This window comes from Thalassotalea sp. PLHSN55 (assembly GCF_052030545.1).
In the GTDB taxonomy this organism is placed as follows: domain Bacteria; phylum Pseudomonadota; class Gammaproteobacteria; order Enterobacterales; family Alteromonadaceae; genus CANMXU01.
Window position 1 is genome coordinate 725172 of sequence record NZ_JBPDIH010000001.1, and the last position, 8891, is coordinate 734062.

At 39.8% G+C, this 8891-nt stretch carries 7 protein-coding genes; 5 read left to right on the forward strand and 2 right to left on the reverse strand.

Translation table 11 applies throughout. The annotated features are described in order from the left end of the window. Positions 1-8 precede the first annotated feature (8 nt). A complete protein-coding gene (locus ACRRSQ_RS03170; protein ID WP_440874241.1) occupies positions 9-623 on the forward strand; it encodes a penicillin-binding protein activator LpoB in 615 nt (204 codons plus the stop codon). Beyond that, positions 613-1629: a hypothetical protein gene (locus ACRRSQ_RS03175; protein ID WP_440874242.1), complete on the forward strand. Its 1017-nt coding sequence runs from the start codon at positions 613-615 to the stop codon at positions 1627-1629. Before ACRRSQ_RS03170 ends, ACRRSQ_RS03175 begins: the two co-directional genes overlap by 11 nt. A gap of 205 nt (positions 1630-1834) precedes the next feature. Here the strand turns inward: ACRRSQ_RS03175 and ACRRSQ_RS03180 are convergent, their stop codons facing one another. Further along, the gene (locus tag ACRRSQ_RS03180; RefSeq protein ID WP_440874243.1) at positions 1835-2734 is read right to left on the reverse strand and encodes a LysR family transcriptional regulator; all 900 of its coding nucleotides are present in this window, start codon (positions 2732-2734) and stop codon (positions 1835-1837) included. Positions 2735-2939: 205 nt separating this feature from the next. Here ACRRSQ_RS03180 and ACRRSQ_RS03185 point away from each other — a divergent pair, with 205 nt between their 5' ends. Continuing rightward, a complete protein-coding gene (locus tag ACRRSQ_RS03185) occupies positions 2940-3242 on the forward strand; it encodes a ComEA family DNA-binding protein (RefSeq protein WP_440874244.1) in 303 nt (100 codons plus the stop codon). Between the two features lie 171 nt (positions 3243-3413). Here ACRRSQ_RS03185 and rne read toward each other — a convergent pair whose 3' ends face one another. Further along, positions 3414-6536: a ribonuclease E gene (gene rne, locus ACRRSQ_RS03190; protein ID WP_440874245.1), complete on the reverse strand. Its 3123-nt coding sequence runs from the start codon at positions 6534-6536 to the stop codon at positions 3414-3416. 639 nt (positions 6537-7175) lie between these two features. On the opposite strand from rne, the gene rluC reads away from it, so the two are divergent. Both rluC and ACRRSQ_RS03200 read left to right on the forward strand, forming a co-directional pair. Beyond that, positions 7176-8150: a 23S rRNA pseudouridine(955/2504/2580) synthase RluC gene (gene rluC, locus ACRRSQ_RS03195; protein WP_440874258.1), complete on the forward strand. Its 975-nt coding sequence runs from the start codon at positions 7176-7178 to the stop codon at positions 8148-8150. Positions 8151-8167: 17 nt separating this feature from the next. Further along, entirely contained in the window at positions 8168-8830 is a 663-nt protein-coding gene (locus tag ACRRSQ_RS03200; RefSeq protein ID WP_440874246.1) for an HAD family hydrolase, read from the forward strand. Positions 8831-8891 lie beyond the last annotated feature (61 nt).

Here is an 8891-nt window from a genome sequence, read left to right on the forward strand (position 1 = left end):
GATGTAAGATGAAAAAACTTAACCATAAATTATCGTTGATATGTATGCTGGTGTGTAGCACTTTACTGGTAACCGCTTGTTCAAGTACTAAAGTCTCTCGTATTGAAGCTGATCAAGAAATGGCGTTGACGGATAAGTGGAACAGCAAAGATTCACAGCTAGTTGCCGAAGCAATGATCACCGATATGATGACCTTTCCTTGGCTTGAAAAGCATTTTAAACAACACAATGCTAACCCCGCTGTTATTATTCAAAAAGTGCGCAATAAGTCACATGAACATGTACCAGTAGAAACCTTTTTAAATGATTTAAAGCGCGCTATGCTACGCACAGGAAAAGTAGATTTTGTTGCCAGCCATGACGTAAGAGAAGATATACGTGAAGAGCGCAAAGACCAAGAATTAAATGCACGATTTGATACGCAAAATGAAATGGGTGAAGAGCTTGGCGCCGACTATGCCTTATCTGGCAGTATTAATTCAACGGTTGATGAACTCGACGGTAAGCGCGTTACCTTTTATCAAGTGGATTTACGATTAATTGATATGACCAGTAATCGCGAAGTATGGAATGGTCAACAAAAAATTCAAAAATACCAGGAGCGCTCAAAGTTTGGCCTGTAAATATTCATTTATTGTTGCAGCGTTATGTATAAGCTTAACGGCGTGTAATTCAACACCAACGAATACCCCAAGCTTTAATGACACTAATCAAACACCATTGTGGTTAGATAATTTGCCAACAAAAAATGGGGTCATGTTTGCGGTGGGGAGCGCGACTGTCTATCAAGATGAATTGTCTGCGTTAGCCTCTGCTCAAGAAGCGGGGCGATTGGCGCTGGCAAAAAAAATTCGCGTCACCGTTGCTGGTTCTACATCAGTTGAACAGTCAGTAAAAAATAATAGTTTTCAAGCCAGCTTTTCAGAAGCTATTGAAACTAGCGTGCCGCAAATGGAATTGGCAGGCGTTCAAGTGGAAGCCGAGCACGTTAACACCAGTGAGAAAACCGCCTATGCTTTGCTATCGTTCAATAAACATAAAGCTGTGCTGTTTTTGCGTGAAAGCATAGATACGCTAGATCTTGAATTAAGCCATTATCATATCGATTTTAACGCTGCCAAAGATCAACAATTAAAACAAGCGATCACCATTAAAGAAAGTATGTTACAGCGGCATCAGTTAAACGAACAGCTCAGTAATTTTGGTCAGCAAAAGCAGTTGTTGTCCTCTAGTCAACGACAATTGCTTGCCGACGTTGATCACATGCTAAGGCAAATAACATTTTCAATTTCTGGGCAAGCATCGACATTATTGCAAGAAAAAATTAGCCAAGTGTTGATCGCACAAGGCCTAAAGGTGGTTGCTGCACCAGCCGATTTTGACGTGCAATATAAAGTGACATGGCGTGAAATTGAAAAAGATGAGACTTTTTATTACTTTGCTGATAGTTCCTTGGCGTTAACTTATCAAGACTCATTGTTAGGACAATTTCAGCAAAAAGCAAAAGGGGTTTCTGCTGACAAAGCACTCGCCAAAGACAAGGCCATTGAAAAAACAGCGAATCAGTTAGGTAGAGAGTTGGCCAAACAACTATTTAGTTACTTTTCTAATAACAAAGGCATGAAATAAAAACTGCCAAAAATAAAAGCGCCTATGCCGAGTGTTTCGACATAGGCTAACTAAACTTGCGTGAAAGTTAAATTTTGAGCATGTAAATTACTGCTTAATGACTTGTGGCAATAATATCTATAATTGAAGCTAATGATTTTTATATTGTCTATTGCTATTTTTAATACGTTTGTGATTGAAAAATGTCGGAATTGTTAAATTTGCCCTAGCTTAAACCCATAGCAAGTTTTGCTTGGTTAAATAACCATTGGGTCATAGGGTCGTTGCGGTTTCTTTGATGAGAGAATAAGGAGAATGCACGTAAAATAGCTTCATTGGTTAGTTCTTCCGGCAGTACTTCAAAGCGATACTCTTGTTGCAGTCTGTCGATGTTGCTAGCAGATACTAAACCGATAAAGTCACTAGAAGAAACTAATCCAAGCATCATACCGATATCACTGGTTCTGACATTAATGTGTTTATCTATCTGTAATTTTTTAAGTACTTTTTCACTGCGAGAGTTGTTATTGTCACCATATATAACATTGACGCACAACGGGTACTGCAACATCTCAGAGAGTTGATTAGAACATAATGGATGCTCTTTTCTCATCACTGCGACGAAGGTGTCGTTACCTAAATCTTTTTGAAAAATATTATTGCTTGTTTCCATGGGTAGATAGCTAAACCCCCAACAATTGCTTTTTAATTCCAGATCGCGAACCGCGTCAAAATCCCAATGGTAAGCTTCAACAGTAACATGCGGGGCAAGCTCGCTTAGCTTTTGTACAATAGGTACTGCCAAGGTATTCATTAAAGGCGGGGAAAATAAAAGCGTTACTTCACCTTGAGTATTGGCAATATTCCAGTCGTTATTGTTGATATAGAGTGCGTCGAGCTGATCTAACATCGGTGGTACGGCATCTAATAATTGCCGGCACCTTATGGTGGGTTCTAATTGGTTTTTATCGCGGACAAAAAGCGGATCGTTGAATTGCTCGCGCAGCTTTTTCAGCATAACGCTAATGGCAGGTTGACTCAGATGCAAACGTTTTGCCGCTAGTACCGTTTGTCGCTCTTCATTTAGCACAATGAGTAACCGTAACAGGTTAAGGTCTTTTTTCATTTTATTATAGATAGCCTTCAATCGCTTAGCGTTTAAGTATGCCAGTAAAAATAACTTAAGGCAGTAAAATTTTAACCTTGTGTGTTGCGTATTTGAGCAAAAAATTTTGACAAAATTAGTGCGTGTACTATTAATTAAATGTTACTGAAGTTTTGTACTTTAGTGGCAAATTAATTAATGGATATTAACTTTGAAGGAACAAATCATGAAAAAACTACTATTAGTATTGTTAAGCACCTCAATGTTATTAACGGGTTTTACTGTTACTGCAGAAACGCCTGTTGATAAATCGTCTCAAGCGGTTGCTCATGCGAGCGCCCCGGTCAATATTAACCTAGCAAGTGAGCAAGAGTTATTAACGCTTAAAGGGATAGGTAAAACCAAAGCGCAAGCGATTATTAATTATCGTAATGAGAAAGGGCGCTTTACTAAAGTTGAAGATCTGCTTGAAGTTAATGGTATTGGTAAGAAAGTCATTAAAGCGAACAGTGATCGACTGTCTGTTTGAATGGTTTTGTCATATTAATCGGTTTGTAAAATATTAACGAGCACATTAGCGTAAGTTATTGCCGTTAAGCTTTAATAGCCAATAAACTGCTTGTTTTTTTGGCTATTATTTATAAAAAAAATGCCAGTGATCACACTGGCATTTTTATTTTATGCATTAACAAATGTTGAACTATAGGCTCGGTTTTGTTGGACCTGCAGCACTTTTACTGGTCACACTCGCTAAACTTGCAGCTTTTCCAGAAGTCAGGTGATTGTTACGCTCTTCATTACTGAAAAATGCAGTAGGTAGCTCATTAACGGTATTAATGGTTACCGGCTTAGCCATTGGTGAAGAAGCAAAACAACGTGTAGATAATTTTACTTTTACTTTTGTTGATTTTGCAACTTTTGGTTTGCTGGTTGATTTTTGCTGTACAGAGGCTGCCTTTACTTTAGCAACAGGCTGCTCAGCTTTAACTTCAACCGTTTCAGCTTGTTCAGCTTTAACTTCAACTGTTTCAGTTTGTTCAGCTTTAACTTCATCCGTTTCAGCTTGCTCAGCTTTAACTTCAACGGTTTCAGCTTGCTCAGCTTTAACTTCAACTGTTTCAGCTTGTTCAGCTTTAACTTCAACTGTTTCAGTTTGTTCAGCTTTAACTTCAACCGTTTCAGTTTGTTCAGCTTTAACTTCAACCGTTTCAGTTTGCTCAGCTTTAACTTCAACTGTTTCTACTTCAACTTTTTCTGGAGTAGCTTCTGCTTGTGGTTCAACAAACGGTAGGTCTTGTTGTACTTCTTGTGAAGTGGTTTCAACTACTTGCTCAGCGACTGGCTCACTTTCAACGGCAACATCGTTAGCGAGTTTATTGTTCACTTCAATATTATCGTCCAATACAAGTGATGCTTGGCTTGGAGCAGTTTCTTCAGCGTTTACTGGTGCATCAGCTGCTTGTGGCTTTTCTTCTCCATGCGGGTAACGCACTTCAATTGGGTCTTCTTTCACATCAGCTTTGTTGTCAATCGCTACGTTTTCAGGTTTAGTCTCAACAACAGTTGTTTCAACATTGTTACTTTCAACACTGCTTTCTTGCTCGTTATCATTATTTTGACGACGACGACGTTGACCATGTGAACGCAAGTGTCTAGGAGAACGTCTATTTCTAGGGCGCTCTTCTTGCTTACCTGTTTCACTCGTAACTTCGGCATTTTTGGTTGTTTCAACAACTTCAACATCAGCAACTACAACATTTGCTTTTTCAGCAGCAGGCTTTTTATTGGCTGCTTGTGATTTTGCATTTCTGTTTTGAGCGTTGTTTTCGTCGTTAATACGCACTTTTTTGCGATTGTTTCTACGTTGACGACGTTCAGCAACCTTTTCTTCTTTAGGTTTAGCCTGCTTGTCATGCTGTGGTTTATGGGCTTGTTTATTTACCTTTTGCTCTTTGTCGTCTTTATCTTTCGGCGCCGCTTTATTTGCATGGCGGCGATCATTATTGCGGTCGTTACGAGTGTTTTTTCGTTGACCTTGACGATTACGCTGAGGACGACGTTCATTTGAACGTTTTGGTTTTTCTTGTACAACAGGTTTTTCTTCTTTAACTTCTTCGGCAAATAAGCCTTTAAGCCATGAGAAAAGACCCGAAATTAAACCTGGTGACGCTTGTTCTTTTTGCACGGCTTTTTGTTCTACTGGCTGCTCAGCAACTGGTTTTTTCGGCGCTGTCATACCTTGTAGCATTGGCTCGTCACGTTTTGCCGCTTCTTTATTGTACTTAGGCATTACCGCTTCTTCTACCTTAGCTTCGGTAATCGGTAGTTCGTAGCTTGCTTCTTCAATGCTTTCGTCTTTTCTTACTCTAACCACTTCATATTGAGGTGTGTCCATATGTGGGTTTGGAATAATTAGAATATGCACTTTATGGTGTTTTTCAATATGGAAAACACTACGACGTTTTTCATTTAGCAGGTAAGTTGCAACTGGCACAGGTACTTGTGCTTGAACGTGCAAGGTATTGTCTTTAATGGCTTCTTCTTCCATTAAACGCAATACAGAAAGTGCTAATGACTCTACGCCACGAACATGGCCAGTACCGTTACAACGAGGACATACGCCTTGGCTAGTTTCGCCAATTGACGGACGCAGGCGCTGACGTGACATTTCAAGTAAACCAAAACGAGAAATGCGACCTAATTGAATACGCGCTCGGTCTTGACGAACTGCATCACGCATTCTGTTTTCAACTTCACGCTGATGACGCACAGGAGTCATATCGATGAAATCGATTACCACAAGGCCGCCTAAGTCACGTAAACGTAATTGACGGGCAATTTCATCAGCCGCTTCTAAGTTGGTATTAAAGGCGGTTTCTTCGATATCGCCGCCTTTAGTTGCGCGGGCAGAGTTAATATCGATTGACGTCATGGCTTCTGTTGGGTCAATAACAATTGAACCTCCAGAAGGTAAACGCACTTCACGTTGGAACGCAGATTCAATTTGCGTTTCAATTTGGTAGTGAGTAAATAATGGTACGTCGTTATTATACAGTTTAACTTTGCTTAAAAAGTCAGGACGCATCACGCCAATACGCTCTTTTACGCTTTCAAACGTTTTAGGGCGATCAACTAATACTTCACCGATATCACGGCGTAAATAGTCGCGAATGGCACGTACAATCACGTTGCTTTCTTGATGAATTAAAAACGGAGCAGGGCGATCGCTTGCTGCTTTATCAATACGCTGCCAGTAATCAAGTAGAAGGTTTAAATCCCACTCAAGTTCTTCGTAGGCTTTACCTACACCTGCGGTACGAACAATTAAGCCCATGCCTTTTGGTAGGTCAAGTTTACTTAACGAGGCTTTTAATTCGCTGCGCTCATCGCCTTCGATTCGACGAGAAATACCGCCGGCTCTTGGGTTATTTGGCATTAATACTAAGTAGCTACCGGCTAGGCTGATAAAGGTAGTTAATGCTGCGCCTTTTTGGCCGCGTTCTTCTTTATCAATTTGCACGATGACTTCTTGGCCTTCATGCAAAACTTCTTTGATATTTGGGCGACCTTGGAAAGAATAACCTTTAGGAAAGTATTCACGGGCGATTTCTTTCATCGGTAAGAAACCGTGACGCTCAGCGCCATAATCAACAAACGCTGCTTCTAAAGAAGGCTCAATACGCGTGATTTTGGCTTTGTAGATATTTGATTTTTTTTGTTCATGACCTGGGCTTTCGATGTCTAGATCGTAAAGTTGTTGACCATCAACAAGTGCTACACGCAATTCTTCAGATTGGGTAGCGTTTATTAACATACGTTTCATAGTTTGTGTGACTCATTTTTTAGTCACAACACACCATTTGCTTAGTACACAAAGCAATCTATCGCTATGCTAACAGCTATTTGTCATCCTCACGGGTGTCAATCTTATTACGCCATTTACGTAATAAGCTGTTAAAAAATTCTGATTGTAATTGTTAACTCTGCTTACATTGATAAGCAGAGTGAATCTATGTCTTTATGTGCTCAGCATGTGTGCTGTGCGCTTCCTAGTAAACATTAAAATCAAATAACGGGTTATTGAACGACCTTTGTCGTACTCATGATAAACGTTATTTCTCTATACTCGTTTGTGTTTACATAGGGTGATTGCAAAAATACTCATCTGCGCTGGAGATAATGTTTATGCACGCTCTTCGACCGGTTACACGCGTCAAATGTTGCAATAGGCCATTCTTTTACTATGCCATTAAAAGTGTTTAGCAAGTTGTTGCTGAACTTCTAATCCATACTAATGTGGCCGCATTTTCCCTCTTACATTTCGCTAAGAGTAAAGTTAATTAGTGTTACTTTGGCTGTTAAAGCGGTAACTTTTTTATTATCCCACTATATCGTTCAATAAGGCAATAAATTAGCGGTTTTAATTAGCAGATAAGTGAAAAAAAATGATAAACTCCCGCAAATGACAGATAGTAAACAAAATGTGGGCGATAAGCCTAAGGTTAGATTCATCACAATTGATGGTGAAGATGCTGGCCAACGAATCGATAATTTTTTATTACGCACGTTAAAAGGTGTGCCAAAAAGCATGATTTATCGCCTTTTACGTAAAGGCGAAATTCGCGTTAATAAAAAACGTACAAAACCTGAATACAAATTAGCGACTGACGATATTATTCGTGTAGCGCCTATTCGTGTCTCTCAAGAAAATGCGCCGGTTTCCACGCAATTAAATATTGTTTCATCGTTAGAGAAACAAATTTTATTTGAAGATGAACGTTTAATCGTAATTAACAAACCGTCGGGCATGGCAGTGCATGGCGGCAGTGGTTTAAGCTTTGGGTTGATTGAAGCGCTTAGAGCGCTGCGTCCAGATGCGCGTATGCTTGAACTTGTGCACCGATTAGACCGAGATACTTCGGGCTGTTTAGTGGTGGCGAAAAAGCGTTCAGCGCTTAGAAACTTGCACGAACAACTACGCAATAAAAAAGTGCAAAAATTTTATCACGCCTTAGTGAAAGGGCGCTGGTCGAATAAACTTACACGTGTGACTGAAGGGTTAAGAAAGAATGACCTTAAATCCGGCGAACGTGTGGTCATTGTTGATAATATTAATGGTAAAGAGTCGGAAACGCGTTATAAAGTATTACAGCACTATGCAGATTGCACCTTAGTACGTGCCTTTCCTGTGACCGGTCGTACTCATCAAATTCGTGTTCATTGCCAATGTAAGGGCCACCCAATTGCCGGTGATCCTAAATATGGTCATGAAGATTTTGATCATGAATTAAAATCCAAAGGCTTAAAACGCTTATTTTTGCATGCGGCCAGTATTGAATTTACTCACCCGCTAACCGAGCAGCGAATTAAAGTTGAAGCGCCTTTAGAGCCGTCGCTTGAAAAAGTTTTAAAAAACCTAACTAAAGTATCAAATTAAGGTTAATCACGAATTTCATGGAAAATAACTATAAGCTTATTATTTTTGATTGGGATGGCACATTAATGGACTCAATTGGCCATATTGTTTCATCAATGCAAGCAACGGCAGCGTCATTAAAATTTGATGTACCTAGCTTTGAGCAGGCAAAAAGCATTATTGGTTTAAGCTTGCCTATTGGCGTTAAAAAGCTCTTTCCGGTCGAAACTGACGAGCAAGTACAATTAATTATTACTGAATATAAAAAGCAGTACACCAGTAATAACCATATTGCAGCAGGGCTATTTGATCATACCGAGCAGTTATTGTCGGCATTAAAAGCAAGCGATAAGCTTTTAGCTATTGCAACCGGTAAAGCAAGGTTAGGGTTGACCAATGCATTAGCACAAACGCAAATGGGCGATTATTTCCATACTAGCTATACCGCAGACGATGCATTATCAAAACCTGATCCGCAAATGCTTAATTTAATTTTACAAGAATTGAATATTAACGCCGAAGATGCGGTGATGATCGGCGATACCGTGCATGATATGGCAATGGCGCAGCGGGCAGGCATTGACCGAATAGGTATTACCCATGGCGTGCATAATAAAGCGCAATTAGAAGCCTATGCTCCTAAAGCGGTGGTTGATTCTATTTTGCAGCTTAAAGCGTTATTAGTGCATGTTGATCTTTGACGTATATTTTTGCAGCAGTATATTGCGTATTTATACAAGGCAGCGCCTATGCAGTGTGGTT

Coding starts and splice junctions, on each gene's coding strand:
- ACRRSQ_RS03170 (WP_440874241.1), top strand. CDS start 9: ATGAAAAAACTTAACCATAAATTATCGTTGATATGTATGCTGGTGTGT.
- rluC (WP_440874258.1), top strand. CDS start 7,176: ATGACAGATAGTAAACAAAATGTGGGCGATAAGCCTAAGGTTAGATTC.
- rne (WP_440874245.1), bottom strand. CDS start 6,536: ATGAAACGTATGTTAATAAACGCTACCCAATCTGAAGAATTGCGTGTA.
- ACRRSQ_RS03185 (WP_440874244.1), top strand. CDS start 2,940: ATGAAAAAACTACTATTAGTATTGTTAAGCACCTCAATGTTATTAACG.
- ACRRSQ_RS03200 (WP_440874246.1), top strand. CDS start 8,168: ATGGAAAATAACTATAAGCTTATTATTTTTGATTGGGATGGCACATTA.
- ACRRSQ_RS03180 (WP_440874243.1), bottom strand. CDS start 2,734: ATGAAAAAAGACCTTAACCTGTTACGGTTACTCATTGTGCTAAATGAA.